The organism is Roseibium sp. RP-7 (assembly GCF_053005225.1).
Window position 1 is genome coordinate 1,202,193 of the sequence record NZ_JBRKQA010000002.1, and the last position, 23,228, is coordinate 1,225,420.

General features: G+C 58.9%; 29 protein-coding genes. 11 read left to right on the forward strand and 18 right to left on the reverse strand.

Annotated features, from left to right (window positions below):
* Positions 1 to 7 precede the first annotated feature (7 nt).
* Positions 8 to 445, forward strand: a complete 438-nt coding sequence (locus ACVDG9_RS20195; RefSeq protein ID WP_447238813.1) for a DsrE family protein — start codon at positions 8 to 10, stop codon at positions 443 to 445.
* 251 nt (positions 446 to 696) lie between these two features.
* Positions 697 to 1,443 carry a Crp/Fnr family transcriptional regulator gene (locus ACVDG9_RS20200; protein ID WP_447238814.1) on the forward strand — a complete coding sequence of 249 codons (747 nt, stop codon included), beginning with the start codon at positions 697 to 699 and terminating at the stop codon, positions 1,441 to 1,443.
* Between the two features lie 58 nt (positions 1,444 to 1,501).
* On the opposite strand, the gene ACVDG9_RS20205 is transcribed toward ACVDG9_RS20200, so the two are convergent.
* A complete protein-coding gene (locus tag ACVDG9_RS20205; RefSeq protein WP_051990105.1) occupies positions 1,502 to 1,864 on the reverse strand; it encodes a response regulator in 363 nt (120 codons plus the stop codon).
* A 186-nt stretch (positions 1,865 to 2,050) separates the two neighbouring features.
* Here ACVDG9_RS20205 and ACVDG9_RS20210 point away from each other — a divergent pair, with 186 nt between their 5' ends.
* Complete coding sequence (locus ACVDG9_RS20210; protein ID WP_055656123.1) at positions 2,051 to 2,356, forward strand: hypothetical protein; 306 nt, start codon at positions 2,051 to 2,053, stop codon at positions 2,354 to 2,356.
* A 321-nt stretch (positions 2,357 to 2,677) separates the two neighbouring features.
* Here ACVDG9_RS20210 and ACVDG9_RS20215 read toward each other — a convergent pair whose 3' ends face one another.
* From ACVDG9_RS20215 to ACVDG9_RS20230, 4 genes are all read right to left on the reverse strand, one after another.
* Positions 2,678 to 3,811, reverse strand: a complete 1,134-nt coding sequence (locus tag ACVDG9_RS20215; protein ID WP_075282323.1) for an AI-2E family transporter — start codon at positions 3,809 to 3,811, stop codon at positions 2,678 to 2,680.
* 42 nt (positions 3,812 to 3,853) lie between these two features.
* Positions 3,854 to 4,282, reverse strand: coding sequence for a hypothetical protein (locus tag ACVDG9_RS20220; RefSeq protein ID WP_023003219.1), 429 nt, complete (start codon positions 4,280 to 4,282; stop codon positions 3,854 to 3,856).
* Positions 4,282 to 4,626 (reverse strand): ElaB/YgaM/YqjD family protein, encoded by a 345-nt coding sequence (locus tag ACVDG9_RS20225; protein ID WP_023003218.1) that lies wholly within the window; start codon positions 4,624 to 4,626, stop codon positions 4,282 to 4,284. The genes ACVDG9_RS20220 and ACVDG9_RS20225 overlap by 1 nt, the downstream gene beginning before the upstream one ends.
* 201 nt (positions 4,627 to 4,827) lie before the next feature.
* The gene (locus tag ACVDG9_RS20230) at positions 4,828 to 5,088 is read right to left on the reverse strand and encodes a DUF7218 family protein (protein WP_075282322.1); all 261 of its coding nucleotides are present in this window, start codon (positions 5,086 to 5,088) and stop codon (positions 4,828 to 4,830) included.
* Positions 5,089 to 5,445: 357 nt separating this feature from the next.
* On the opposite strand from ACVDG9_RS20230, the gene ACVDG9_RS20235 reads away from it, so the two are divergent.
* Together ACVDG9_RS20235 and ACVDG9_RS20240 are read left to right on the forward strand one after the other, a co-directional pair.
* The gene (locus tag ACVDG9_RS20235) at positions 5,446 to 5,961 is read left to right on the forward strand and encodes a Dps family protein (protein ID WP_055656126.1); all 516 of its coding nucleotides are present in this window, start codon (positions 5,446 to 5,448) and stop codon (positions 5,959 to 5,961) included.
* Positions 5,962 to 6,073: 112 nt separating this feature from the next.
* Positions 6,074 to 6,310: a hypothetical protein gene (locus tag ACVDG9_RS20240; RefSeq protein WP_023003214.1), complete on the forward strand. Its 237-nt coding sequence runs from the start codon at positions 6,074 to 6,076 to the stop codon at positions 6,308 to 6,310.
* A 66-nt stretch (positions 6,311 to 6,376) separates the two neighbouring features.
* Here ACVDG9_RS20240 and ACVDG9_RS20245 read toward each other — a convergent pair whose 3' ends face one another.
* Positions 6,377 to 8,179: a sensor histidine kinase gene (locus ACVDG9_RS20245; RefSeq protein ID WP_075282321.1), complete on the reverse strand. Its 1,803-nt coding sequence runs from the start codon at positions 8,177 to 8,179 to the stop codon at positions 6,377 to 6,379.
* Between the two features lie 179 nt (positions 8,180 to 8,358).
* On the opposite strand from ACVDG9_RS20245, the gene ACVDG9_RS20250 reads away from it, so the two are divergent.
* Complete coding sequence (locus ACVDG9_RS20250; protein WP_023003212.1) at positions 8,359 to 8,556, forward strand: CsbD family protein; 198 nt, start codon at positions 8,359 to 8,361, stop codon at positions 8,554 to 8,556.
* Between the two features lie 155 nt (positions 8,557 to 8,711).
* Here the strand turns inward: ACVDG9_RS20250 and ACVDG9_RS20255 are convergent, their stop codons facing one another.
* Complete coding sequence (locus ACVDG9_RS20255; protein ID WP_035908044.1) at positions 8,712 to 9,512, reverse strand: response regulator; 801 nt, start codon at positions 9,510 to 9,512, stop codon at positions 8,712 to 8,714.
* 185 nt (positions 9,513 to 9,697) lie between these two features.
* Here ACVDG9_RS20255 and ACVDG9_RS20260 point away from each other — a divergent pair, with 185 nt between their 5' ends.
* From ACVDG9_RS20260 to ACVDG9_RS20270, 3 genes are all read left to right on the forward strand, one after another.
* Positions 9,698 to 9,904: a NepR family anti-sigma factor gene (locus ACVDG9_RS20260; protein WP_023003210.1), complete on the forward strand. Its 207-nt coding sequence runs from the start codon at positions 9,698 to 9,700 to the stop codon at positions 9,902 to 9,904.
* Complete coding sequence (locus ACVDG9_RS20265; protein WP_023003209.1) at positions 9,901 to 10,455, forward strand: sigma-70 family RNA polymerase sigma factor; 555 nt, start codon at positions 9,901 to 9,903, stop codon at positions 10,453 to 10,455. Before ACVDG9_RS20260 ends, ACVDG9_RS20265 begins: the two co-directional genes overlap by 4 nt.
* A gap of 160 nt (positions 10,456 to 10,615) precedes the next feature.
* Positions 10,616 to 11,926: a DUF2254 domain-containing protein gene (locus ACVDG9_RS20270; protein ID WP_447238815.1), complete on the forward strand. Its 1,311-nt coding sequence runs from the start codon at positions 10,616 to 10,618 to the stop codon at positions 11,924 to 11,926.
* 141 nt (positions 11,927 to 12,067) lie between these two features.
* Here ACVDG9_RS20270 and ACVDG9_RS20275 read toward each other — a convergent pair whose 3' ends face one another.
* Positions 12,068 to 12,238, reverse strand: a complete 171-nt coding sequence (locus ACVDG9_RS20275) for a DUF1328 domain-containing protein (RefSeq protein ID WP_023003207.1) — start codon at positions 12,236 to 12,238, stop codon at positions 12,068 to 12,070.
* Between the two features lie 158 nt (positions 12,239 to 12,396).
* Here ACVDG9_RS20275 and ACVDG9_RS20280 point away from each other — a divergent pair, with 158 nt between their 5' ends.
* Together ACVDG9_RS20280 and ACVDG9_RS20285 are read left to right on the forward strand one after the other, a co-directional pair.
* A complete protein-coding gene (locus tag ACVDG9_RS20280; RefSeq protein ID WP_023003206.1) occupies positions 12,397 to 12,582 on the forward strand; it encodes a PLD nuclease N-terminal domain-containing protein in 186 nt (61 codons plus the stop codon).
* A gap of 126 nt (positions 12,583 to 12,708) precedes the next feature.
* Positions 12,709 to 13,638 carry a PRC-barrel domain-containing protein gene (locus ACVDG9_RS20285; RefSeq protein WP_168685037.1) on the forward strand — a complete coding sequence of 310 codons (930 nt, stop codon included), beginning with the start codon at positions 12,709 to 12,711 and terminating at the stop codon, positions 13,636 to 13,638.
* A gap of 264 nt (positions 13,639 to 13,902) precedes the next feature.
* Here the strand turns inward: ACVDG9_RS20285 and ACVDG9_RS20290 are convergent, their stop codons facing one another.
* The 10 genes from ACVDG9_RS20290 to ACVDG9_RS20335 all read right to left on the reverse strand — a co-directional run bounded on the left by ACVDG9_RS20290 (position 13,903) and on the right by ACVDG9_RS20335 (position 23,226).
* Entirely contained in the window at positions 13,903 to 14,490 is a 588-nt protein-coding gene (locus tag ACVDG9_RS20290) for an exopolysaccharide biosynthesis protein (RefSeq protein ID WP_447238816.1), read from the reverse strand.
* Positions 14,491 to 14,609: 119 nt separating this feature from the next.
* Entirely contained in the window at positions 14,610 to 15,095 is a 486-nt protein-coding gene (locus tag ACVDG9_RS20295) for a DUF992 domain-containing protein (RefSeq protein ID WP_447238817.1), read from the reverse strand.
* A gap of 108 nt (positions 15,096 to 15,203) precedes the next feature.
* Positions 15,204 to 16,487: a TRAP transporter large permease gene (locus ACVDG9_RS20300; RefSeq protein ID WP_296601868.1), complete on the reverse strand. Its 1,284-nt coding sequence runs from the start codon at positions 16,485 to 16,487 to the stop codon at positions 15,204 to 15,206.
* Positions 16,487 to 17,035 (reverse strand): TRAP transporter small permease subunit, encoded by a 549-nt coding sequence (locus ACVDG9_RS20305; RefSeq protein ID WP_447238818.1) that lies wholly within the window; start codon positions 17,033 to 17,035, stop codon positions 16,487 to 16,489. The genes ACVDG9_RS20300 and ACVDG9_RS20305 overlap by 1 nt, the downstream gene beginning before the upstream one ends.
* Positions 17,036 to 17,052: 17 nt before the next feature.
* Positions 17,053 to 18,090 carry a TRAP transporter substrate-binding protein gene (locus ACVDG9_RS20310; protein ID WP_447238819.1) on the reverse strand — a complete coding sequence of 346 codons (1,038 nt, stop codon included), beginning with the start codon at positions 18,088 to 18,090 and terminating at the stop codon, positions 17,053 to 17,055.
* Between the two features lie 25 nt (positions 18,091 to 18,115).
* On the reverse strand, positions 18,116 to 18,937 hold the full coding sequence (locus tag ACVDG9_RS20315; protein WP_447238820.1) for a putative hydro-lyase: 822 nt from the start codon (positions 18,935 to 18,937) through the stop codon (positions 18,116 to 18,118).
* Between the two features lie 73 nt (positions 18,938 to 19,010).
* Entirely contained in the window at positions 19,011 to 19,919 is a 909-nt protein-coding gene (locus tag ACVDG9_RS20320) for a LysR family transcriptional regulator (protein WP_447238821.1), read from the reverse strand.
* 193 nt (positions 19,920 to 20,112) lie between these two features.
* On the reverse strand, positions 20,113 to 21,687 hold the full coding sequence (locus ACVDG9_RS20325; protein ID WP_447238822.1) for an acyl-CoA dehydrogenase family protein: 1,575 nt from the start codon (positions 21,685 to 21,687) through the stop codon (positions 20,113 to 20,115).
* 214 nt (positions 21,688 to 21,901) lie between these two features.
* Positions 21,902 to 22,357 carry a DUF3237 domain-containing protein gene (locus tag ACVDG9_RS20330; RefSeq protein ID WP_447238823.1) on the reverse strand — a complete coding sequence of 152 codons (456 nt, stop codon included), beginning with the start codon at positions 22,355 to 22,357 and terminating at the stop codon, positions 21,902 to 21,904.
* Positions 22,354 to 23,226 (reverse strand): amidohydrolase family protein, encoded by an 873-nt coding sequence (locus tag ACVDG9_RS20335; RefSeq protein WP_447238824.1) that lies wholly within the window; start codon positions 23,224 to 23,226, stop codon positions 22,354 to 22,356. The genes ACVDG9_RS20330 and ACVDG9_RS20335 overlap by 4 nt, the downstream gene beginning before the upstream one ends.
* Positions 23,227 to 23,228: the final 2 nt, after the last annotated feature.

The window sequence follows — 23,228 nt, forward strand, 5'->3', positions numbered from 1 at the left end:
GATGGGAATGTTTTCACGACTGGCAGTGGCCACTTCGGCCCTGCTGATGCTTGGCTCTGCCGTATTGGCAGGCGACGGCATTCACAAGCTTGCCCTGCAGATCAGCGACAATGATCCGCAGAAGATGAACACCGTCTTGAACGTCGCGTCCAATGTGGCACGCCACTACTCTGAAATCGGCGAGGAGGCCGATATCAAGATTGTTGCCTTCAATGCGGGCCTGCACATGTTCCGGGCGGATACGTCTCCCGTTTCGGACCGCATGAAATCCTTCGTGGAAAGCATGCCGAATGTCGCCTTCGAGGCTTGCGACAACACCCGCCAGGCCATGGCCAAGAAGGAAGGCAAGGACATCGAGTTTCTGGAAGGTGTCGACGTTGTTCCCGCTGGTGCCGTCACTCTGATGGAGCTGGACGAAGACGGCTACACCATCCTGCGGCCCTAGACAGTCACAAGACCCGCCGTGCGGACAGTTGCAAGGTCCGTACGGCTTCGTCCCTTTCGGCATGTAGCCCGCCGGAACGCCCGACTTTTGCGTTTCCGCAATCAATTGTCAGCCGTTGTAGGTCTTTCTTTTGCACGAAGCATTCGCGTCCGGCATCGGACGGACTTGCTTTCCCCTGTCCTTCTGCCTCAAATGGGAACCAGCAGCAGTTCTAGGCGTTTTGATGGATTGCCAATGGAGATGCCATTTGAATGACCGAAACAGTCCCGTTTCAAACCAATTGCCAAACCTGCCCCCTGAGACGGAAATCCGTATTCCGCTCGCTGGAAGACAAGGAACTGGACTTCATTTCGGATTTCAAGACCGGTGAACTGACGGTCGAAGCCGGAGCAACCATTGTTCAGGAAGAAAACAAGAGCCCGCATCTCTACACCATTCTGGATGGCTGGGCCTTTCGGCACAAGGCTCTGGCGGACGGCCGACGGCAGGTATTGAACTTTGCCCTTCCGGGCGATCTTGTCGGCCTTCAGCTTGCCGTCCTGAACGAGATGCAGCACACGGTCACCGCCCTTACCGACACCACTTTGTGCGTCTTTCAGCGCGACAGGGTCTGGTCGATCTTCAAGGACTACCCGAGCCTGGCCTTTTCAATGACCTGGATTGCAGCCCGCGAGGAACAGATCCTGGACGGGCACATCATCAGCCTCGGTCAACGTTCTGCGCTGGAACGGCTCGCCTATCTCATCCTGCATCTTTACGACCGTGCAGAGACCATCGGCTATGCGAGCAATCAGGCGCTGGATGCACCGTTTTCCCAAAGCCACCTGTCAGATGCGCTTGGCATCACACCGGTTCACACCAGCCGCACGCTCCGCAAGCTTCAGGAAAAGGGGCTGATCAGCTGGGCCAAGGACCGCATCCGGATCCTGGACAGGGATGCTCTGGAAAAACTTGCCTCATACGAGAACATGGCCGATGAGTGCCGCCCGCTCATCTGAGCGGTGGCCGACATCTTCACGTTTGCTTGAAAGGCATCTTCCAGCGAAAACGAGCGCGTCAGATCAGGGCGCTGATCTGGGCTTTGGTGTAGGGCTTGCTCAGGACCACCTGCCCCTCGAACGCCGTGGGCAGCGGGTCGAGATCGCTGTAACCGCTGGCGAAGATGAACTTCGTCCCCTTTTCCAGCAGCTGGCTGGCGAAAGCCAGGCTGGTATCGTCGCCGATCTTCACATCCAGAATGGCAAAGCTGAACAGCTGAGCTGCCAGTGTTTCCGCCGCTTCCGCAAGATTTGCGAGCGTCTGTACCGGCGAGAACCCGAGCTCTTCCAGCATCATCTGCGTATCGAGCGCGATGATCGGGTTGTCTTCGACAACCAAGGCAGCGCCGCGCGTTGCCAGCACGGCAATAGTGGGTTCCATTGTCACGAGGGTTCTCATCGTCAGACTTGTTGACTGTCCGCACGATGACACGAAATCAAACGCTCCGCATTAACATAAGTTATCGCTGCAGTTAATTTTCCACTTTGATCTCAACCTCCTCCTTTATCGAAAAGAGGTGTGAAACCTTTTCTTAACTCGGGAGTTTACTAGGCGGAGGTAGACACCATGTTCACGCATCGCAAACGAATTCCGACCAACGCTCCTACGGCAATCGCCGTTGCCGCCCTTCTGGCTTCCAGCCTGATTGTGGCAGAACCCCTTTTCACCAACGAAGCGGACGCGGAAACCGCTCACAACAGCAACACGCCCGCACCGGTAGAAGTTGAACAGAAGGCCGCTCCCAAAGGCGACCTGAAGGTTGAGCTTGCCGACGTGCATGGCCGCCCGATGCGCTGCGTCTCCGGAACGCGCGTAACCACCTGTACCGGCTGGCCGATTTCCCACGGCATGCTGGCATTCAATACCGAGTAAAGAGTTCATGACGCAAAATCGTTGAAAAGCCGCCTTTTTCAGGCGGCTTTTATTTTGCCTTGATCCGCGACGAACGACAAACGACCCCGCTGGAAGGGCCCCACCCGGCAAGCATTTTGGCAACTGACAAATTGTCCGTATCACCTGTTGGAACCTGGAACAGGTGCCACCCTCACCCACGGCGTCGGACAATTGCAGCCTGGGTGCCACCTTCCATCCGCTCCTGAAAGAAGAAACTAGCGACAACGTTGAACCCGCGGGCATTGGAACGCCGGCACGGGTGGCCTTTGTCATGTCCGCGGGTTCGCAGGATTGCAATTGTCAGTGAGATGCGCCGGCCTCGGGCTCAGGTTCGGAACGCCCGGGCTCTTCGGACTGAGCTGTGTTGTTGATGATCTCCAGCACACTGACCACAACCAGCAGCAACGGCACGGCTATGAATCCGCCGATCGGTCCCCACAGCCAGATCCAGAAGGCAATTGCCAGGAAAACCGCAAAGGGGTTCAGCGTCATCGTCCGGCCGAGAACGGTTGGTGTGACGAACTGCGCTTCGATCAAGTTGAGAACCAGATAGGCCAGCGGCGGCGTCAGGATCTCCACAGCCGTGTATCCCGTCGCAAGTCCGATGCCGCTCATAACCAGGACCATGATCGCCGGCCCCAGATAGACGACGTAGTTCAAGACGCCGGCAAGCATTCCCCACAACAGCGGCGAGGGAACATCGAGCAGCCACATGGTCAGCGCCACGGCCACGCCGAGCCCCGCGTTGATAACGCTGATGGAGATGAGATAGGTGGAAAGACGCGCTTCGATCGTCCGAAACGCGGTCACGATGCAACGTCTGCCTTCACTGTCGGGAGACAACTGGAGCGCTGCCCTGCGCAGATGCGGGCGTGTCAGCAGAAAGAAATAGAGACTTGCCAGGAACAGGACCACCTGGGCCATGAAGGCCGGTGCGAAATAGAAAACGCTTTCTACAGCGGAATTGTCATCGACACTCACCTGCATGCCGCCCTTCTGGCCCATGGCACTGCGAAGGTCTTCCTGCAGGCTCGCGACAGAGGAAAAGAACCCCTGCCAGCTGACCAGCTGCGCCTGCAGCCGTGACCAGATGAGCGGAAGCCTGTCGAGCCAGTCCGACAGCGGCACGACGAAAGCCGCCCCGGCGGTCAGGATCAACGCAATAAAGACGAGCACCATCCCCCCAGCGGAGAGCCAACTCGGCACGCCCAGGCGAGACAATCTTTCCATGGGAAGTCCGAAGATCGTGCCGACAACCACCGACAGGAAAACCGGTGCGAAAAACACTTGGGCAAGATCAAGGGAAGCAATCACCACGATGCCACACAGGATGGCCGCCGAGTAGCGGACAACCGGGTCCGATCTGACAGCCTCGCCCACTGTTACGGGGGGAACAAGTCCTGTTACTGCGGGTCGGTCTGGCTGCGCTGTCATTACTGTTTGCTCCGGTGGCCGGCAAGAAGGCGCGGCAATGGGTTAGCCGCGCTCTTCGTCACCTCGTGCCTGCGCTGCCAGAAAGGCCAGACCGCCCAAAGCGGCGGTGATCATCAGGCCTTTTGATTTTGTGAGCTGTGGCAGAACGGAAATGGCAGCGGCCAGGCCCAGTCGCTGCGCGGCCTGACTATGCGCCTTGCGTCTTCGGTCCTTGTGCTTCAGGAAGCTGAGCACCGCCACGAAGACCAGTCCCGTTACGGCCATGAAGACGGCAATCAGCAAAGCCGCCATCGCAGGGCCGAACACCGGCGCCAGAAAGGCGCCGGCTGCCACCACGCCGGCCACATAGGCTGTCGCGAAACAGACTGCCGCAATGCCGCCCAACACGGCATTCCGCTTGGCACGGTGAACCATGCCATTGAAGTCTCGCGAAACAGCCCCGAAGGCCAGCGGTAGGGCGCGCAGGAGCATCAGCGGCGCACCAGCGCTGCAATCAGGAAGCCGACACCGGCGGCAATGCCGATCGACTGCAGCGGACGACGGCGCACTTCAGCAACGAAGGCGCGTTCGTAATTCTGCAGCTCAGCAGACAGGTCGCTCAGGGCGTCCTGGGACAATTTGGTCAGATCCTGCCCTGCTTCGGCGGCCTTGGTCTTGTATTCATCCGTCTTGCCGGCGCCGTACTTCTTCAAGGAGCCGGCGAGAGAGGCAATATCGCCGCGAATGCGTTCGATGTTTTCCTCGATCTCACGAGCGCTAACGGTGTCATTGGCAGGATTGGCGGTCGATGCCGTGGCAGTCTTCGCAGTTGCCATCTTGTCGCTCCTGTTTTCAATCGCGTGAAGCCCTGATGACGGGCGACACGCATCGCGTGAATGGGGATCAAGCCCGGAATTCGGACACTTGGACACCGCGCTGAACCAAATTGCGCGGTCTGGCTTGTAAACGGCCTTGCGCTCATTTGGTTCCAGACAACACAGCATGAATTGTTGCAGCGGCGTCTTCACGGCTGCCCGTCAGCCGCGCAAGGCCTCGATCAGATCGGATTTGTTCATTGAAGACCTTCCGCTGATGTCGAGCTCCTGCGCCCGTTCATAAAGCGCATCCCTGGTCCAGGTTTCATAAGGTGCGGCCTTGCCACCCTTGCGCGACGGCGCTTGGTGGTCGCTTGCCTGCGCATTGGCAATTCTTGCCGACTTTTCCTTGCTGTAGCCCTTGTCGCGCAGGGCGTCGTAGGTGTCTTCCTTCTTGATGCTGGAGCTGTTTTTGGAAGCCATGGCCGTGTCCTTTCATTTGTTGTTCCGCTGTTTTCAAAACAACCTCAAATGAAAAACGCCGTCTCGCGCGGGATCGTTCCAATATCTCTTCGATGAAAGGACTGGATAGAGAACTTTATAACGACGTGATAAAAATGAACTATGCCGCCCGGAAGCTCAGACTTATAAAAAATACAAATGCTATTCTTGAAATAATTTCAGATCACATTTTCCATACTGTCAAAAATCGAAATATTTTCAAAAACATGGAACTGAGGACGAGCTGAAGACTTTTCCTATCGAACGTCCGGGCCACGCTCTTGTCAGCAGCACACCCGGACACATCGATCGCCAATCGAAAGCACGAAAGGAAGAACTATGTCGACGTCTCAAGTTCTGAACATCGAAACCCCGAAGGTCGACCCGATCAAGACGGGTGTTTCTGCCGAGGTGCGCGAACAACTGGCGAAGCATCTCTCGGTCATTCTGGCCGAAACCTACATGCTCACGGTGAAATCGCACCTTTATCACTGGAACGTCGTTGGACCGCTGTTCAAGTCGATCCATGACCTCACCGAAGAGCACTATGAAAATCTCTTTGCCGCGACAGACGACCTTGCCGAGCGCATTCGTGCCCTTGGACACCGGGCGCCGGTGAATGTCGACGAAGGCAAATTGAACCTGACCGTCAGCCTGCCGGCCGGCGGCATGCCCAATGCCTTCGAAATGATCGAGGATCTGGTTCGCAGTCATGAAATGATCGCTGCCGAAATGCGCGACATGGCTGCCTACGCCGGCGACAATAGCGACCCGGTGACGGAGGATCTTCTGACCCAGCGCATCACGTTCCACGACAAGGCAGCCTGGATGCTGAGGGCCGTCATTACCGAATGACCGTTCCTCACCGGCATCCCGGATAACTTGCAAGACGACAAAGGTCCGTCTGCCGCGAGACGGCAGGCGGCCTTTGGCGTATGCACCAACTCAGTTTCAACCGTGTGATACCATGATCAGCGTATCGAAACGATTTGCCGGGTTCCGGACGCCTGCAAGCGTCCTGGAAGACCGGCACCTTTCGAATGAGCAAAAGCGGACAGCCTTGCTGGCCTGGCGGGCCAGCCTGCGCAAGGCACCTCGGGCAATTTCTCGGGACGGACGGTCTCCAGCCGAACTGATCGAAGAAATCGACGAGGCCCTGAAGGCGCTTCGCCGCGAAAAGACTTCGCTCGGCAAAGGGTCATAAAGCTTCGCTCGTCGCAGGACGTAACGCACCTCTGTCGGCCCTGCCTGCAGTTAACGGCACGGGCGTCTAAGAAGTTGTCTTCCTGACAGGAAACTCGATGACGCAACTCACGCCTTCGGGAGCGAAGTCGATGTTGACGTCGCCGTCGAGCGCCGGCCCCACCAAACGCTCAAGCAACATCCGCCCGAAGCCGTTGCGCCTTGGCGGCACCACTTCCGGACCGCCACGTTCCTTCCAGACCAGCCTGATCTTTCCGTCTACGGTCGTCCACGACACCGACAGTTTCCCCCCGAGCACTGACAAGGCGCCATATTTGGCGGCATTGGTCGTCAGCTCATGCAGAGCAAGGCCAAGGTTCTGCGCCGCATCCGCCGTAATCGAATGCGGATCGCCCTCGATCTCGATCTGCGGGCTTCCCGGGTCGATCGATTGCGCCAGATGCGCCAGCACGAGTTCTTTCAAGTCAGCGCCGTACCAGGACTGCGACACCAGAAGATCATGACTGGCCGCCATCGCCTGGAGTCGTGCGGCAAAACTTTCGACAAATTCCTCGGTGTTGTCCGAACGCGCTGCTGTCTGGCGTGCCATCGCCTGAATGACCGCAAGCAGGTTCTTGGAGCGATGCGTCAGTTCCCGCATGACGAGATGCATCTGGCGTTCGTTTTCCCGCTTGTGGGTCAGGTCGATGGAGATGCCGATCAGGCCGGCAATCCGGCCTTCCTTGTCGCGCGAAGGCTCCATGCGCATGTTGTAGCTGCGATTGACCCCGTTCATGTCCATGTCGAATTCGATGACGGCGCTTTCACCTGTCTCAAGGACCTTCTTCTTCACCGGAATGAGTTTCAGCTGATCTTCTTCCGGAAACAGCTCATCATCGCTTTTGCCGATGAAGAAATCCGGTTTGAAACCGGGCGACGGATTGACGACATGAATATATTTCAGGTCCAGATCCTGTTCGAACACAGTTGTAAGCGAGCCGTCGAGCGCCTTTTCGAAACGCCGGTTTGCCTCCGCGAGCTGGCTTGCCAGCGAGGCGAGACGGATCTCATAGAGATTCTTCTCGGTCATATCGATGGCCGTGCACAGCACACCATCAATTTCGCCACTGCTGTCGCGTGTCGGATGCACGATCAGGTCCAGTGAAACTGTTCCCGTTTCTTCGCTGTCGAGCGCGAAATAGGTGGAAGCGGTCTCGCCGGTTTCCATTACCTGGCGCTTGACCGGTTCCAGTTCCGCCGCGGTCTCTTCCGGCAGCAGATCCTGATCGGTGCACCCGATGACGTCATCGGCTTCCTTGCCGAACCGCGGATTGTGGATCCACGTGTAGCGCAGATCCTTGTCCTGTGTGAAAACGGAGATGTTGGATCCGGTCAACGCGGTCTCGAACCGCTCGTTGATCCGCCTTATCTCCCGCCGCGATCTGCCGACCTTGTCGGAAAGCTGGAGATTTTCAGCCTTCAGCATATCGTTGGCCCGCTCCAGATCCTTGAGCGAGGGAATGGCCAGCAGCATCGGCCGCACCCGCCAGACAACCACGGCTGTTGCCACCGAGACAAGGGCTGTTACCAGCTTGATCAGACCTTGTGCGCCGTAGATCGGCCACCAGAGCGTTACCAGGGCTGTAAGATGGGTCAGCGCACACGCCAGAATGAAGGCAATGAACAGGTAACCGATCTTGCGGGAATTGCCTTGAATGTCCGGACGCTTGCGCAGAAACCCGAAGATCATCAGGGGAATGGCAATATAGGCCAACGCAATCAGGGCATCGGAGATTGCATGAATGGCCACGAGATCCGGACGCCAGAGCAGGCAGTATCCATGCGGCATGAAGGCGGCCGCACCAAACAGATAGGACACGATTTCAGACATTTCGAATTTGCTCCGTCATCCGGGCATATAAACTTTCGCGGCCGTCCCGCATCGGAAAAGCCGCTCCCGCGCCGGTGCGCCAGCAAACATTCGAAGCTGGCAGCAACCGCAATTCATTCGGAACCTTTGACCTCAGGAACCGTTTTCCAGATGTCAGAAAGACAAGGAGAAAACGACCGATGAATTGGGACCGGATTGAAGGAAACTGGAAAGAATTCAAAGGCAAGGCCATCACCCAATGGGGCAGGCTGACCGACGATGATGTGGATCGTGTTGCCGGCAAACGGACCGAACTCGCAGGTCTGATCCAGCAGAAATACGGCAAGACCCGTGAAGAAGCCGAGCGGGAAATCGATACCTGGATCTCGCGGCACTGATGGAAGAAGGCGGGCAGTGCCCGCCTCTTCCTCCCGCTACGGGATCTGTCGTTATCGCGCACTGAAGGGCAGATGCCGAAAACGGCATCTTGCTTCGCTCTCGAAGAACGAAAGCAGCGGAACACGCCCCCCTTGCTCATCGCGCAGCGCTGCCCTCAGGCAGCTGCCACCTCTTCCGCCCCTTTGAAGAACAGCGCCTGGCTGATCCCCGCCTTCACCGTATTCGGATTGAACGGCTTGGTGATAAGGAACGTCGGCTCCGGCCGTTCGCCTGTCAGAAGACGCTCGGGGAACGACGTGATGAAGATGACCGGAACGGACATTTCAGCAAGGATATCCTTGACCGCATCGATGCCGGACGATCCGTCGGCAAGCTGGATATCGGCAAGCACAAGACCCGGGGCCTGCGCCTTGGCCGCTGCGATGGCATCGCTCGCTGTCCGGGCAACGCTGGTAACGCCATGGCCGAGCGACTCCACGATCTGGATGAGATCCATGGAAATAAGCGGCTCGTCCTCGATGATCAGCACATCCGTCTTGGTCTGCCTGTCAATTTCCGCGATCGCATCCTGGACGAGCTGGGTCACTTCATTTTCGCTACGCTCGATGATGAGGGCGGTTTCGGGAAGCGAAAACCCTTCCAGTGTGGACAGCAACAGGGTCTGCCGGCTTTCGGCCGCCATGGTCGCCAGCCGCTGCTGAGCGGTCTGCTCGAAGATGGAAACCGTCCCGTCATTCGCGATGGGCGGAACGACGCTCGCGTTCCAAAGGACATGGAAAAGCCGGTACAGACCGATTTTCACGCCATGAGATGTATCGATAATGGTCTGATCTGCCACCAGCGCCTGCAGGCAGGCCCTGACATAGGCATCGCCACTTTTCTGACTTCCCGCCAGTGCTCTTGCATATCTACGCAGATACGGCAGGAGCGGCGCGATTTCTTCCGAAAGGCTCACGGACATAAATTAGTTCCTCAATAGTTGCCGCCTGAAAGCGGTCGACGGGCCCGCGTCAAGCGCACCCATAAGTTGGAAATGCATTCGGCAAAAAAAAGTTCCATACTCGAGGAACTTTTTTTTTGCCGCCGCGTTTACGTCGCAAATCAGCCTATCGTCGAAGACGCAAATATCGGGAATCTGCCATGGCAAGCAAGCTTAACCCAAGTCGGCCCAACGCCGGATTTGGTGTAATAACACCGGCCGCCGGAGCCAAGTCCAAAGAAGACTGGATCGGCAACCAGCTCAAGAAGGTTTACGACGAGGCCCTATCGGAAGACATACCGGATGACATGATGGACCTGCTGTCCGCCTTGGACGACAGAGGCTCTGACGAGGAGGCCGCCGAATGAACGTCGCAAAGTTCAAGCAGGATCTGGTCGACGCCATACCGCGATTGCGCGCCTTTGCCAGATCGATCAGTGGTGACCGCGACCGTGCGGACGATCTGGTCCAGGAAACACTGGCAAAGGCGATCGCCAACAAAGACAAGTTCACCGAAGGTACCAACCTCACCGCCTGGCTGATTACCATTCTCCGTAACCAGTATTATTCTGTTGGCCGGAAGATGCAGCGCGAGGTCGCCGACCCTGACGGTGAACACGCCGCCAGCCTGGAAAGCAAACCGCAACAGGCAGGCCATCTGGAACTGAAGGATTTCCTGAGCGCCCTTCAGGTTCTTCCGGACGACCAGCGTGAAGCCCTTATCCTGATCGGTGCCAGCGGCTTTTCCTATGAAGAAGCAGCCGACATCCTCGGCGTGAAGGTCGGCACGGTCAAAAGCCGCGTCTCCCGTGCACGCCTTCGTCTGGATGACCTCATGAACGGGACCGAGAAATTTGAACGGTCCGAAATCGCCGCCGCCGAATCCGCCTCCCTGATCAGGGACGCTCTGTCCGTCTGATCATTCTCTTCTACACCGGAACCTTTCCGCTTCTGCGTCCGTTACAGGCCGGCGCACTGCATCCGGTGTGATCAGGCAAGCCGGTTGGCGCACGATAGCTAACAATGACCGGCAGGGTTCCATCGACGATGGAACCCTGCCGGTTTGAGGGGGAACGGGAATGGATCTGGCCTATCGGGAAAACGCCCGCGAACAAGCCCTCGTCCGTCTGGCCAAGGGCTTTCTGTTCATCCCCGTCTGCATCACACTTCTGGGGGCTGTCCTCGCATTCGCAGCCTTCCTGATCGATGACCTGCAACTCCTGACCGGTGTCTTCGACTTTTTCGGCTACAGCTCCATCAGCATCGATGGTGCCCGCTCGGTTCTGTCGACCATTGCCGGCGCGATGATGTCGGTCATCAGCCTTGTCTATTCCCTGACGCTGGTCGTATTCACACTCGCCGCGGGCAATATTTCGGCCCGCCTGCTGGAAACCTTCGCCAGCAACAGAACCACCCAGATTACCATCGGCCTTCTGGGCGCGACCTTCCTTTATTCCATGCTTGTCCTTTTCGGTGTCGACGACACCAAGGATCTCCGGTTTTCCGTCATCCTCTCGATAATCCTAGCCTCCAGCAGCTTTTTCTGGCTGGTCTATTTCGTCAACGACGTTGCCGGCCGTATCCGGGTCGACGCCGAAATCGGCCGCATTCATGCAGCGTTGCGATCCTCGATCGACGAGCTTCTGGCGCACGAACCGCGTGAAAAGCCGAATGACCGCGAGGAGATACCCGACCTGCCGGTCTGCACCTTCAAAGCCGCGCGCAGCGGCTACATCACCTTCATCGACAGCGAACGGCTGATAAACATCGCGAAGTCTCTCGACGGTTTCATCGAAGTGTCCGTCATTCCCGGAACCTACGTCATCGAAGGCATGCCGATCGCAAAGGTGCGCACGGAGGCCGAAGACCCTGATCTGAAGCCCTTGAACGGTACCTTCAAGATCGAAAAGGCCCGGGCTCCCGAAGGGGATATCCAGTTTTCGGTGCACCTGATGGTGGAGATCGCGCTGCGAGCGCTCTCCCCCGGCGTCAACGACAGCTACACCGCGATAAGCGCGATCGATCACCTGTCGGCCTCCGCCGCGCGGATCCTGCAGCGCGGCGCTCCCAGCTCGCTCATTACGGATGACGACGAGACCCCTCGCCTGTGGTTGACGATCCTGGAAGTGCACGATCTCCTGGACACGGCGATCAGTCCGCTCAGGCAGGCTTCAAGAGGCAACATCCTAGTGCTCGACCACCTCATTTGCGCTTTGGAAAAGGCGTCCCTGGTCTGCCGCAAGGAGCACCTGCACCTTGTCTCGAAGCAGCTATTCAATATAGCCCAGGATGCAGTTTTCTCGATCGAGAGCAGACCGGACAGACACCAAATCGCCCGCCGGCTCTGGACTGCCCGCAATACGCTGCGCATTCAGGCCGAAGCCCGCTAGCCACCGGATACCGGCAAGGCGACTGAATCACCTATTTCATTGAACGAGGAAAGCGTTGTCTTGTCAGGCGTTTGACGTCGCCTGAGTGCCTGTTGGGAAAGGCACAAAAAAGGGCGCCGAAGCGCCCGTTTTGTTCTCGTGTCAGACCCTGCGGCCTCTGATGGCATGTGCGACTGCCGAAATCAGGAACAGCGCAATGGCGACAAAGAAGATCAGTTTGGCAATGGAAACCGCAGTACCGGCAATACCGCCAAAACCAAGTACGGCTGCAACAATAGCAACCACCAAGAACAACAATGCCCAGGAAAGCATAGCAACCTCCGATATTTGAGATACGGAGATGAAACGCCTCGTTTTCGAAATCGTTCCAAATATTTTTGAAAATTATCTCGGAAACTTCAAGACCACCGCAGGGAACCTTCTTCGCGCCCGGCCGTTTCCGTCACAGTCACCAGCATCGGAGATCTGTCATGGAATATGGAATTGTCGGCCTGTTGATCCTCATCCTGGACGTCTACGCGATCATTCAGGTCCTCGGAAGCGGCTCCTCCACCGGGGCAAAGTTGCTTTGGGTTCTCGGGATCCTGATTTTCCCGGTCGTCGGCTTCATTGTCTGGCTGCTGGCCGGTCCGAAAAGCGCAGGCAAACTCGCCTGATTTTTCGCGTCACGGCTCAACGCCCCCCAGGCGCAGCCGTGACGCCTTCTCCCGGAACTTCCCGAAAGTTCAACCATTTACCTACTGCACTTTCAACTTTTCAGAACACGAAAGGGAGATGCTGAAATGCTTCGCCATCTACTCGCCACCACCGCAATCGTAGCTGCCATTTCAACGGCGGCTGTTGCCGGTGAGACCGCTGCGATGAAAGACGGCGGTCAGGCCGGTGCAAGTGATGACACCGGCGTATACGAATTCGAACTCCACACCCTTGCACCGGATACGACCACCGGCATTCTCGCCACCAACATGGTCGGCAAGCCTGTGGTGACCAGCAGAAATGCTGAAGGGGAAGAAATCGGCGACATCAACGACGTGGTCTTCGGCCGCGATGGCTCCGTGCATGCGGTGATTGTCGGTGTCGGCGGTTTCCTCGGCATCGGCGAAAAGGAAGTTGCCCTCGATTTCGCCCGCCTCAACTTCGTGGCTGGTGAGGACAAGCGACTCATCGTCGTCAGTGACGTCTCGCGCCAGGAACTGGAAGCGGCAACCGCCTATGAGCGCCCGGATTACATCCCGTACTGGATGACGACGGAAGGTGCGCGCGAGCAAATGGACAAGGTCACCGAAAACGCCAGGTCCACCTATGAAACAGTTAGGAAAGAGGCCATCGACCCCGCAAGGCAGCAGCTGGATGAAGCCATGTCCACCGGCTGGACCGAGGAAAAGACCGAGGTCGATGCAGCCAGCGTGTCCACCGACGAGCTGATCGATTCAACGGTCTACACCAACCAGGACACAAACATCGGTGAAGTCGCCGAGGTCCTGATCGGCAAGGACGGCAAGGCCCAGGCAGTTGTCATCGATGTCGGCGGTTTCCTTGGCTTCAACGCAAAGCCGGTTGCCGTTGCCTTCAACAGTCTGAAGATGTTCGAAACGGAGAACGGCGACCTTCTGGTCACCGCCCCTTTCACCAAGGAACAGCTAGAAAATGCGCAGACCTATGAGCCTGCCACCTATAAGGCCAATCCTGATGCGGTTCTGCTGAAAGGCTGAACGGCTGTCTGAAAAACACCAAGGAAACGGGTCGCTTCGGCGGCCCGTTTTTTTTTGCGTACCCAGAGGTCGTGGCTCTTCCAGCGAGGAGGAGCTGGCTTCAAGACAGAAGGACAAGGGAAAACTGGCTCACATCGGAGCTTCTTTCGTGCCGTGGACGGACGGATCACACACCTGTCCTGATCCACGCTCCCCCGTTGTCCGTCAAGAGGAGGCCTCGCGGTTTCGGGGCGAACTCATGGACAAGGTCGTCACGAGAAGCCCTCAGGCAAGCCAGTAAACGACGGTGGCGACCGCTGCCAAGGCCACCATCAACCCCACCAGCGTCACGATACCATCGCGCACCAGCAACCCGAGGCTCAGGAGAAGTATTGCCGAGCCGGGCAAGGCGACAGCAAAGGGCAGCAGGGTGGCGGGATAGACAAGAAGAGACAGAAAGATGCAAAACGCCGCGACGATCCGGCTCGCGGTTTCGCCGGCGAAGATGGCCAGGCGTTGCCCGAGGTAACGGTCGGCGCGTTCGGCATAGGGGGTGAGCTTGTCGATGATCGACTTCACCTTCTGCTTGGGGAAACCGCGATTGCGCACGAAAGACGGTAACCAGATCGAGGTTCTGCCAAGCACAAGCTGTCCCGCCACCAGAAGCGTCAATGTTGTGAGAACAATCGGCACACCTGGTATGGCCCCGATGGGAGATATCATCACAAGGGCCGGCAGAAACAGAAGAGGTCCCGCCGCACGGCTGCCAGAAGCATTCAACAGCGAGCCGACATCGGCGCGGCCTTCCTTTTCAATTTCGTCTTCCCAGTTTGTAAGAACTTCCTTGATTGTCTCCGACTGACCTGTCGCCATCCAGGTATCCCTCCAGTTCTCATTGTCGTCGGACGTCCGCACTCTTTTCAGCCCAATCTGCGTCCGGAATGCAAAAAGGGCCGGCAAAGCCGACCCTTCTTGACGTCATGTCACTGTGTTCACTTGATCGCTTCCAGTGACAGCCGACTGACACCCACCGTGATGTTCGTGCCCGTCTGGCTTTCGACACTGAGCGGGTTCAGCGCAATCGACTTGTCGAAGCCGCCAATAAGGGCATTGGCCTTGATACCCGCACCAAGGCTCGCACCTGCGGTCACGCCAGCATATTCACCTTCAAGAGCGCCCACCTCCAGGTCGGCGGTCGGTGCAACGACGCCCCATATCAGCGTGGCCGAGTCGGTGGTCCCGATATCAAGCCCGTACTCGCTTACGGTCGCCGTGTAGTAGCTGGCAGGGCCGTCACCGACCCGGTCGAAGGTGCAGTTCATGACGGCCTTGGAACCGACGATGAAATTGGTTTCCTGCTCGACAACGCATGTCAGTTTGCCAACTTCAACACCAGCAGGCTTGTCCTGGGCCATCACAGGGGTCGCAAGAAGCGTTGCTCCCGTCAGGGCCAGGGCGAGTTTGGTAAACCGTGTCATCAATGTCTCCTTCGTGTATGTGGCCTCCGGATTGCTCCGGTCCGCCTTCATCACGGTGGAAACGTCTGCCCGGTCTGTCAGTTCCAAAATAATTCTGCTCTTGTCCCCTCAGCGCATGGCCATCGGCAGATAAAGCGCAATCTGCGGCAGGGCGATCAGCGCCGCGACCATGGCCAGCATCGCCAACACGTAGGGAATGGCTCCCAGCATCACCTCGGCAATGGATCCGCCGCGCCGCGCACTCTGGACGACGAAGAGATTGAGCCCCACCGGCGGTGTGATCAGCGCCATCTCGATCAGCACGATCATCAGGATTCCGAACCACACCGGATCATAGCCCAGGCTGATGACGATCGGCACAACGATGGGAATGGTGATGACCATCAAAGACAAGGTCTCGATGAAAAAGCCGAGCACGATATACATCGCGACGATCACCAGCAGCGTCTGCAGGGGACCGAAGCCGAGCCCCTCCAGAAAGCCGCGCAATTCCTGCGACAGGCCGGCGGCCGAAAGCGTGAAGTTTAGAAACGACGCCCCGATAACCACCAGCATGATCATCGCTGTGACCCGCACTGTGCCGATCAGCGCTTCGCCGATCATGCGCGTGTTGAGTCCACCGAAAAACGCGGCAATCGCCAGCGCCCCCGCAACCCCGACAGAGGCGGCTTCGGTTGGTGTTGCCCAGCCCTTGTAGATCGAGCCGATGATGGCACTGAACAGAAGAATGATCGGCAGTAGATCCGCGAGCCCGAGTGCCATTTCCCGCAAGGGGAACGTCCGCCGTGCCCCGCCGAGCTTCGGATTGACCAGACAAACCAGCGCAGTCACCGCCAGAAAGGCCATCGCCAGCAGGATGCCGGGCAGAAGCCCTGCCAGAAAAAGCTGCGGGATCGAGGTCTGTGTCAGAAAACCGTAGACGATCAGGTTGATCGACGGCGGGATCATGATGCCGAGCGTACCCCCGGCGGCGATCGCACCGGAAAAGAGCTTCTGATCATAGCCCAGCCGATCAGCCTGCGGCATGGCCACCGTCGCCACTGTGGCAGCCGTTGCCACGGAAGATCCGGACGTGGCCGAGAACATGGTGGCGGTTGCCACATTGGCATGCACCAGCCCGCCCGGCAGCCAGGAGACCCAGCGGTCGAGCGCCGAGTAGGTGCGTGCGGCAATGCCGGTGCGCACCAGGATCTCGCCCAGCAGCACAAAGAACGGAATGGCGATCAGCGCCGCATTTTCCGACGTCGACCAGACCATCGACCCGAGACCGCGTGTCAACGGAAAGGCGCTGAAGAACTGGTCAATACCGAACCCCAGCAGGAACAGCACGATGCCGACGGGAATGGAAAGGCTGAGGAGCCCGAGAAGGCCTACGGAAACGAAGGAAAGCATCAGGCCGTCTCCCCTTCCGGAAAGGCACCGATCGCCTGCTCGGATTTTGCAAATTCACCGCGCAGGACCAGCAGCACACCGGCGACAAAGGTCAGCCATGCGGTGACCGCGAACCACGCCCACCCGGCAAACCAGGGCAATTGCACCAGCGCGAGCGGAGTTTCCAGGGGTGTGTTCGCCCTTGAGGAATTGCGCAGTGTCGTCTCCACCACCGGCCAGCACTTCAGCGCGACGATCGAGACGGTCGAGGACAGGGCAAAGATCGACAGAAGATCCAGCACCGCCCGCCATTTTGGCAGACCGACCGAACGGCGCAGGAAATCGATCCGGATATGCGAAAGTTCGCTCAATCCGAAAGCCATGCCCCAGGCCGTTCCGATGGCCATCACGTAGCCGGAGATTTCGTCGGTGCCGCCGAAGGAGGCACCGACACGGCGGAGACAGATATCAATCAGAACAAGACCTGCACAGGTGAGGAACAGAACGCCGACCGAAATCGCTATCGCCCGGTTGATCCTCGACAGGATTGACAGGAGTTTCTCCGCCACCTCGATGTCTCCCGGGCTTAGTTGGTCTTGATCTGCACACCGACGACGGTGCCGACGCTGTCGTTCCAGCGCGCGGCCCAGTCGCCACCGGCCCGCTCTGCCCATTCCGGCAGAACATCGGTTTCCAGGATCTGGCGTGCCCGCTCGATGTCACCGTCGCTGGCTTCGACAAGAACCATGTCCCGCACGTCGCCCGAGGCGCATTCCCCCTTGCCGGTCAGGCAGGCGATGTCATTGCTCAGCGCACCTTCCGCTGATGCCCAGGCGGGGGCTTCGAACTTTTCGGCAATTTCCTTTTCGATCAAAGCCCGGGTCTCGCCGGACAGAGCGTTCCACTTGTCGAGATTGATCGCCGTCACCACCGGGTCCCAGCCGCCAAGGGGGATCGGCAGAAGATGCGTGCTGACTTCCCACCAACCGGCGCTGTAGCCCGAACCTGCCCCGGTCACCGCACAATCGACGACGCCCTTCTGCAGCGCGCCCGGCACCTCGGAAAAGGCAACCGTAATGCCTTCTGCTCCGAGCGCTTCCAGGAACTTGGCCGTCATGCGGCCGGATGCGCGGATCTTCTTGCCCTTCAGGTCGTCCAGCGAACCGACTTCAGCGTTGCAGAACACCACCTGCGGCGGATAGGGCGCAATGGCGAGCACCTTGGAATTGAAGCGTTTTTCGAAGATCTCCTCGACCATCGGCCGGGCAGCATCGACCGCGGCATGGGCCTTGTCGGCAGACATGGCCACCAGCGGCACATCGAGGCCTTCCAGTTCCGGTGCATCGGCAACTGCATAATCGCCCACCGTCATGCCGACGTCGAAAACACCCTGGCCAAGCAGGCGGAACACTTCGCCAACGCCGAGGTTCATCTGGTTGTGAGTGGTGACGGTTGTGTTGATGGTGCCACCGGATGCCTCAGGCAAGGCGGTCTGCCAGAACGGCGCCTCGTAGTCCTGGTGCAGAGGCAGGCTGGACCAGCTGCCGACGACCGACAGGTCTTCCGCGGCGGCGGCCGAGGACATGGCGGCACCGGCCATGAGGAAAGTCAGAATCTTTTTCATGTGTCCACTCCGTGAAGGTTCGAGCTTACAGCGTCTTTTTTGTTATGATTGGAATTTCAGCGTCATCCGGGATGTCCGTGATCAGCATGTGTCCCGGTTTATGGGTAATCAGCAGCGGCAGGGCAGCGTTCTGGATGATGGCCTGGGGCGTCACTCCGCAAGCCCAGAAGACGGGTGTGTAACCGGCCTCCACCGGCACCGCATCGCCCCAGTCCGGATTGCCGAGATCGGAAATACCGATGGCCGCCGGATCGCCGATATGGACCGGTGATCCGTGCGCCAGCGGAAAGCGGGCCGAAATGGCTACCGCGTCCCGCACCCGCTCATCCGGGATCATCCGCATGGAAACCACCATCGCTCCCCGGAAGGGCCCGGCCGGTGTCGTTTCCATGTTCGAGCGGTACATCGGCACGGTGACATTGTTTGAAATGTGCCAGAGGTCGATCCCCGCCTCGATCAGCGCATGTTCGAAAGTGAAGGAACAGCCGAGCGCAAAGGCGACGAGATCGTCTGACCACAAGGCGCTTATGTCCGTCACCGAGCCTTCCAGCCGGCCATCGCGATAGATATTGTAGGCGGGGACGTCGGTACGAATATCGAGGCAGTGTCCCAGGGTGAACAGGAGGGGGTTTCCCGTGTCCGAAGCACCGATCAGCGGACAGGGTTTCGGATTGCGCTGGCAGAAGCGCATGAAATCCAGCGCATAGGCTTCCGGAATGATCGCCAGATTTGCCTGAAGCAGGTTCTTGCCCAGCCCCGCCGTGTGCGAGCGATAGCTGCCGGACCTTATCTGCGCCCGAAGCGTCTCGATGTTTTCCTGTCGAAGGGTTTCATAAGATTGCAGCACTGGGGCTCTCCTCCATTGGAGAAAGGCTCCCGCATTGCGGTTATAAACTCAAATTGAATGATTTTAGCAGATCTTATAAATGATTTTTATAATCAGAGTAGGCGACCGCAACCTCAAGCGCCTTCTTCGCAGCAGTCGCGACGATGTGGCTGCGCGGGTCACCGAGATAGCTCGCCGAAAACCTCAGGGCATCCGGTACCCATCCCGGATCGAACTCGACGATGCTTCCTCCCTCGACATAGGGCCGTGCCAGCGCCCTCGGCAGTGCCGCGACCCCGAGCCCTGCTTCCACCAGCCTGAAACAGGCAGACAGAGACGAGGACGGGAACATCTGCACGTCCGGCGCAACCCGTTCGAACAACAGTGTTTTCAGCTCGCGGTAAGGCCGCGTGTGCCGGGCGTAGGTGATTACGGGTTTTTCCCGCAAAAGCGCCTCGGCTTGCGCGCCCTTGGCCGGACTGTCCGCCGCCACATACCAGCCGAGGTCGAAACCGGGCAGCTCGATGTTGTCGACCGAATATTCCGAAATCGGCCCCAGCAACAGGGCCAGATCGATTTCCCGGTCGAGCAAACCGGCGCGCAGGTTCACGGAAATATCGACGTTGATTTCCACGATTAGATTGGGAAAGTCGGCCCGCAGCGCGGCAACCAGATCCGGCAGCCAGCACTGCGCAATGGTTTCCGAGGCTCCAATGCGCAGATGCCGGTCAATCCCCTCACGGGAGACTACCGTCTCCTCGACCTTGTCCGACAGACGCTCGAACTGTTCGGCAAATGTCTGAAGCAGCTCGCCGCGCTTGGTCAGCTTCAGCCTGCCGGGCGAGCGTTCAAACAGCTCGGTCCCCAGGGCCTCTTCCAGCCGTTTGATCCGCGTCGTCACCGCCGGCTGCGTCAGGTTCAAACTTCCCGCGGCCTTGTTGACCCCGCCATGGCGGACAACGGCCAGAAAGGCCCTCAGCTGATCGAGATTGAGCGGATGCATGAAACGTCCCGGCGTGATCGGTTTGGGCTACTTTGCGCGAAGCTGCGGACATTGAAAAGGTTTCGGGAACAGACCAGCGTGCAAAAGCAGAACGAGAGAGAACCTCATCCCCGGCCTTTTTCGCGAGACATTGCTGCCCAAGGGGCTCGTGTCCGTTGCCCCTTGAGGAAAAGAATTTTGCTGCTGTGCAGGCTCAGGCGCTCAGCGCCAGTTCCGGCCTTTCAAGCACTTTCACCGCAAGCCGCCTGATCCGCTCAGGGTCTGGATGGAGGTCAGACTTTTCCGCCATGCGTGCCCACAGGACCTTCAACAGGGTCTTGCTCGTCAGTTTCATGAAGTCATGGGCAAGGGCTGTCGGGTCCTCGCTCTGCAACACCCGATCCCTAACCCGGCACCAGTTGGCGACAACCTCGCCCAGTTGCGGGTAAATCTTGTCGTTCCGCAGACATTCGGCCCGCAGGAATTCCTCGAATGCCTCGCTTTCCTTGCCCGGCAACAGACGCGTGACCAGTGCTCTTTCATGAATGGCGTTGGCGCCTTCATAAATCGCGGTGATCCGCACATCCCGGTAGCACTGTTCCAGGACGTATTCCTTCAGATAGCCGTACCCGCCGAGCACCTGCATGCCAAGCTCCGTTGCCTGCATGCCGGCTTGCGTGCAGTAAGCCTTGGCGATCGGTGTCAGGAATTCCGCTAGCGCCCCGTTCTCGCCTGCTTCGACCGTGACCAGCGCAAGGTGCGCGATTGCTCGTCCGCCAAGGGCAAGGGCATCGATCTCGTTCAGCATGCGACGTACGTCGGCATGACCATCCAGCGTCACCGGCTTGCCCGCGGCATCCCTACCCTGCTTGCGTTCCGCCGCATAGGTGCTGGCGATATCCGCAGCGCGGGCGGCATGGGCAACACCCTGCAAGGCCACATCCACGCGGGCATGGTTCATCATCGTGAACATCGCCTTCAGGCCTTCTCCTTCCCGGCCAACCAGTTCGGCGTCGGCGCCGTCGAACGCAAGCTGGCAGGTTGGCGAAGCATGCAGGCCCATCTTTTCCTCAATGCGGGTCACGGTCACCGCGTTGCGGCTGCCGTCCGCGCGGGTGCACGGGCACAGAAACAGCGACAGGCCCTTCACGCCATCGTCTGACGTGCGGGCCAGCACCAGATGATGGATCTTCTCGCTCATGTCCTGATCGCCGCCGGAGATGAAGATCTTCTCGCCGCTGATTGACCAGCCATCACCAGCCTGCACAGCCCGGCAACGGATGCGGGAAAGATCGGATCCCGCGTCCGGTTCGGTCAGGCACATGGTGGCGAGGGCCTCGCCGGAGGCAAATTGCGGGATCACGCGCGCCTGCTGATCTTCCGTGCCAAAGGCCAGCAAGGTGCGGGCGGCACCCGCAGCAAGGCTCGTCACCATCTGCAGACTGTGGTTGGCGCCGGTGAAGATTTCCGAGGTGATTGCAAGTACGCCGGCATCGAGCCCCTGCCCGCCAAGTGCTTCCGGGATCGTCAATCCCGGCCAGCCCTGCTCCGCATAGGCGGCATAGGCTTCGCGAAACCCGTCCGGCATGCGCACCCGCCCCTCCACCAGCCGGCAACCCTGGCTATCCCCCGGTTCGTTCAACGGGGCCAACTGCTCTTCTGCAAAGGCAGCAAAATGACCGCCGATCTCGGCGGCAAGATCCGCATCGAAGTCCGGCAGATCGGCTGCCCCGGCAACATGGGTAAGGCAGAACAGGATATCGTCAAGCGGTGCGGTGAAGGGTTTCATCAGTTCCAGGCTTTCAACAGATACTCAATCGGATAGTCGCTTTGTATTCCCCCTCATCCTGAGGAGGACCTTCAGGTCCGTCTCGAAGGATGGGCCGCTTGCGCCGGAGATTGCCGCCCATCCTTCGAGACGGGCTGTCGCCCTCCTCAGGATGAGGAAGCAGCCGGACAAAGGCTTCTGGCAAAGAGGCGTCCAAGGCCAAGTTGTTGCTCCCTCACCCCACCCGAAACAAGGACACAAGCACGGCGGAGGCAAGCCGCCGGCCGGTGCCGACGAAGAGAGTATTGTTGACCCAGTCATAACGCGGGTCTCCGGTCTCCAGCCGCGCCGCCGTGCGGAAGTAATAGAGCGCAGGGTCGATATCCTCGCCGCGGGCAAGCGCTTGCAGCACGTCCGACGGACCATGGCGAACACCCTTGTTGATGATCTCGATCACCGCGCCGTCGTCTGTCTCGAAGGCGTAGCGGGTGTCGATATCGGCCGAACCGTCCGCCAGGATCGTCTGCCAGTCAGCGCCCATGTCCAGCACCGTTCCGGACACCTGACCTGTCACCCGGCCACCGACAATCGGGATGATCCGCCGCGCACCTGCCCTGCCCTGGCCTAGTTCCCGGACAGGGCCAAGTTCGACCTCAAGGTCGCAGAAATGGGAGAGCTGCGGAGTGATCATGCCAGCCCCAGCAGCCTTGCCGCATTGCCCTTGATGATGTCCGGCCGCAGCTCGTCCTTGATGGCGATCTTCTCGAAATCCGTCAGCCAGCGCTCCGGCGTGATCATCGGCCAGTCGGAGCCGAACAGCACCTTCTTCTTCAGGATCGAATTGCAGTATTTCACCAGGATTTCGGGGAAATACTTCGGCGACCAGCCGGAGAGGTCGATATAGACATTGGGCTTGTGCTGGGCGACCGCCAGGGCTTCCTCCTGCCAAGGGAAGGAAGGATGCGCGAGGATGATCTTCATGTCGGGAAAATCGACCGCGACATCGTCCATATACATCGGGTTGGAGTATTTCAGCCGCATGCCGTTGCCGCCGCGCATGCCGCTGCCGACGCCCGTCTGGCCGGTGTGGAACAGCGCGATGGAGCCTTCTTCCGCAATCGCCTCGTAGAGTTCGTAGGCCATGCGATCGTTAGGGTAAAAACCCTGCATCGTCGGGTGGAACTTGAAACCCTTGATGCCGAAATCCCTCATCAGGCGCCGCGCCTCGCGCGCACCCATCTTGCCCTTATGCGGATCGATGGAGGCGAAGGGGATCAGCACATCGTCGTTTTCGGCGGCAAGCTCCGCCACTTCCTCGTTCTTGTAGCGGCGGTAGCCGGTCTCGCGCTCGGCATCGACCGGAAAGATTACCGCCGCAATGTTCTGTTCGCGGTAATGGGCTGCCGTTTCCGGCACGGTCGGCGGATGGCTCCAGGGCGCGCGGAAGTATTTCGCCATCGTCGCCTGCAAGTCGTCATAGCCATCGTCGGAATGACAGCCGCAGGGCTCTTCGGCGTGAGTGTGGATGTCGATGGCGCGAACCTTGGTGATGTCGACCATTT

Coding starts and splice junctions, on each gene's coding strand:
- ACVDG9_RS20250 (WP_023003212.1), top strand. CDS start 8,359: ATGAATTGGGACCGGATTGAAGGAAACTGGAAAGAATTCAAAGGCAAG.
- ACVDG9_RS20240 (WP_023003214.1), top strand. CDS start 6,074: ATGATCAGCGTATCGAAACGATTTGCCGGGTTCCGGACGCCTGCAAGC.
- ACVDG9_RS20260 (WP_023003210.1), top strand. CDS start 9,698: ATGGCAAGCAAGCTTAACCCAAGTCGGCCCAACGCCGGATTTGGTGTA.
- ACVDG9_RS20295 (WP_447238817.1), bottom strand. CDS start 15,095: ATGACACGGTTTACCAAACTCGCCCTGGCCCTGACGGGAGCAACGCTT.
- ACVDG9_RS20200 (WP_447238814.1), top strand. CDS start 697: ATGACCGAAACAGTCCCGTTTCAAACCAATTGCCAAACCTGCCCCCTG.
- ACVDG9_RS20215 (WP_075282323.1), bottom strand. CDS start 3,811: ATGACAGCGCAGCCAGACCGACCCGCAGTAACAGGACTTGTTCCCCCC.
- ACVDG9_RS20220 (WP_023003219.1), bottom strand. CDS start 4,282: ATGCTCCTGCGCGCCCTACCGCTGGCCTTCGGGGCTGTTTCGCGAGAC.
- ACVDG9_RS20320 (WP_447238821.1), bottom strand. CDS start 19,919: ATGCATCCGCTCAATCTCGATCAGCTGAGGGCCTTTCTGGCCGTTGTC.
- ACVDG9_RS20230 (WP_075282322.1), bottom strand. CDS start 5,088: ATGGCTTCCAAAAACAGCTCCAGCATCAAGAAGGAAGACACCTACGAC.
- ACVDG9_RS20245 (WP_075282321.1), bottom strand. CDS start 8,179: ATGTCTGAAATCGTGTCCTATCTGTTTGGTGCGGCCGCCTTCATGCCG.
- ACVDG9_RS20280 (WP_023003206.1), top strand. CDS start 12,397: ATGGAATATGGAATTGTCGGCCTGTTGATCCTCATCCTGGACGTCTAC.
- ACVDG9_RS20300 (WP_296601868.1), bottom strand. CDS start 16,487: ATGCTTTCCTTCGTTTCCGTAGGCCTTCTCGGGCTCCTCAGCCTTTCC.
- ACVDG9_RS20325 (WP_447238822.1), bottom strand. CDS start 21,687: ATGAAACCCTTCACCGCACCGCTTGACGATATCCTGTTCTGCCTTACC.
- ACVDG9_RS20285 (WP_168685037.1), top strand. CDS start 12,709: ATGCTTCGCCATCTACTCGCCACCACCGCAATCGTAGCTGCCATTTCA.
- ACVDG9_RS20290 (WP_447238816.1), bottom strand. CDS start 14,490: ATGGCGACAGGTCAGTCGGAGACAATCAAGGAAGTTCTTACAAACTGG.
- ACVDG9_RS20225 (WP_023003218.1), bottom strand. CDS start 4,626: ATGGCAACTGCGAAGACTGCCACGGCATCGACCGCCAATCCTGCCAAT.
- ACVDG9_RS20335 (WP_447238824.1), bottom strand. CDS start 23,226: ATGGTCGACATCACCAAGGTTCGCGCCATCGACATCCACACTCACGCC.
- ACVDG9_RS20265 (WP_023003209.1), top strand. CDS start 9,901: ATGAACGTCGCAAAGTTCAAGCAGGATCTGGTCGACGCCATACCGCGA.
- ACVDG9_RS20270 (WP_447238815.1), top strand. CDS start 10,616: ATGGATCTGGCCTATCGGGAAAACGCCCGCGAACAAGCCCTCGTCCGT.
- ACVDG9_RS20195 (WP_447238813.1), top strand. CDS start 8: ATGTTTTCACGACTGGCAGTGGCCACTTCGGCCCTGCTGATGCTTGGC.
- ACVDG9_RS20275 (WP_023003207.1), bottom strand. CDS start 12,238: ATGCTTTCCTGGGCATTGTTGTTCTTGGTGGTTGCTATTGTTGCAGCC.
- ACVDG9_RS20210 (WP_055656123.1), top strand. CDS start 2,051: ATGTTCACGCATCGCAAACGAATTCCGACCAACGCTCCTACGGCAATC.
- ACVDG9_RS20205 (WP_051990105.1), bottom strand. CDS start 1,864: ATGGAACCCACTATTGCCGTGCTGGCAACGCGCGGCGCTGCCTTGGTT.
- ACVDG9_RS20235 (WP_055656126.1), top strand. CDS start 5,446: ATGTCGACGTCTCAAGTTCTGAACATCGAAACCCCGAAGGTCGACCCG.
- ACVDG9_RS20330 (WP_447238823.1), bottom strand. CDS start 22,357: ATGATCACTCCGCAGCTCTCCCATTTCTGCGACCTTGAGGTCGAACTT.
- ACVDG9_RS20310 (WP_447238819.1), bottom strand. CDS start 18,090: ATGAAAAAGATTCTGACTTTCCTCATGGCCGGTGCCGCCATGTCCTCG.